The organism is Fictibacillus nanhaiensis, assembly GCF_036213205.1.
Taxonomy (GTDB): Bacteria; Bacillota; Bacilli; order Bacillales; family Fictibacillaceae; genus Fictibacillus; species Fictibacillus nanhaiensis_E.
This window is the reverse complement of record NZ_JARMFC010000030.1, coordinates 3,001-4,704: the sequence shown is the minus strand read 5'-3', so window position 1 is coordinate 4,704 and position 1,704 is coordinate 3,001. Positions and strand designations below refer to the sequence as shown.

The 1,704-nt window shown below is 52.2% G+C and carries 1 rRNA gene; it reads left to right on the top strand.

Annotated elements, in window-relative coordinates:
• Positions 1–85 precede the first annotated feature (85 nt).
• Positions 86–1,635, top strand: a 16S ribosomal RNA gene (locus P4V41_RS20385).
• Positions 1,636–1,704 lie beyond the last annotated feature (69 nt).

The window sequence follows — 1,704 nt, the reverse complement described above, 5'->3', positions numbered from 1 at the left end:
AGTTCTTTGAAAACTGAACAAAAGAAATAGGTAAGGAATTAAGAATTAATTCCGTCAGTTTTAAAACTAGAGCAAGACAAACACTTTTATGGAGAGTTTGATCCTGGCTCAGGATGAACGCTGGCGGCGTGCCTAATACATGCAAGTCGAGCGAATGATGAGGAGCTTGCTCCTCTGATTTAGCGGCGGACGGGTGAGTAACACGTGGGTAATCTGCCTGTAAGACGGGGATAACTCCGGGAAACCGGGGCTAATACCGGATAATAAGAGAAGAAGCATTTCTTCTTTTTGAAAGTTGGTTTCGGCTAACACTTACAGATGAGCCCGCGGCGCATTAGCTAGTTGGTGAGGTAACGGCTCACCAAGGCGACGATGCGTAGCCGACCTGAGAGGGTGATCGGCCACACTGGGACTGAGACACGGCCCAGACTCCTACGGGAGGCAGCAGTAGGGAATCTTCGGCAATGGGCGAAAGCCTGACCGAGCAACGCCGCGTGAGCGATGAAGGCCTTCGGGTCGTAAAGCTCTGTTGTTAGAGAAGAACAAGTACGAGAGTAACTGCTCGTACCTTGACGGTACCTAACCAGAAAGCCACGGCTAACTACGTGCCAGCAGCCGCGGTAATACGTAGGTGGCAAGCGTTATCCGGAATTATTGGGCGTAAAGCGCGCGCAGGCGGTCTCTTAAGTCTGATGTGAAAGCCCACGGCTCAACCGTGGAGGGTCATTGGAAACTGGGAGACTTGAGTGCAGGAGAGAAAAGTGGAATTCCACGTGTAGCGGTGAAATGCGTAGAGATGTGGAGGAACACCAGTGGCGAAGGCGGCTTTTTGGCCTGTAACTGACGCTGAGGCGCGAAAGCGTGGGGAGCAAACAGGATTAGATACCCTGGTAGTCCACGCCGTAAACGATGAGTGCTAGGTGTTGGGGGGTTCCACCCTCAGTGCTGAAGTTAACACATTAAGCACTCCGCCTGGGGAGTACGACCGCAAGGTTGAAACTCAAAGGAATTGACGGGGGCCCGCACAAGCAGTGGAGCATGTGGTTTAATTCGAAGCAACGCGAAGAACCTTACCAGGTCTTGACATCCTTTGACCACTCTAGAGATAGAGCTTTCCCCTTCGGGGGACAAAGTGACAGGTGGTGCATGGTTGTCGTCAGCTCGTGTCGTGAGATGTTGGGTTAAGTCCCGCAACGAGCGCAACCCTTGACCTTAGTTGCCAGCATTCAGTTGGGCACTCTAAGGTGACTGCCGGTGACAAACCGGAGGAAGGTGGGGATGACGTCAAATCATCATGCCCCTTATGACCTGGGCTACACACGTGCTACAATGGATGATACAAAGGGTTGCAAAGCCGCGAGGCCAAGCCAATCCCAAAAAGTCATTCTCAGTTCGGATTGTAGGCTGCAACTCGCCTACATGAAGCCGGAATTGCTAGTAATCGCGGATCAGCATGCCGCGGTGAATACGTTCCCGGGCCTTGTACACACCGCCCGTCACACCACGAGAGTTTGTAACACCCGAAGTCGGTGGGGTAACCCTTTTGGGAGCCAGCCGCCGAAGGTGGGACAGATGATTGGGGTGAAGTCGTAACAAGGTAGCCGTATCGGAAGGTGCGGCTGGATCACCTCCTTTCTATGGAGATTATGAAACACCGTCTGTGTGTTTCGTAAGTACACCTATTCTTCTTTTGTTCAGTTTTGA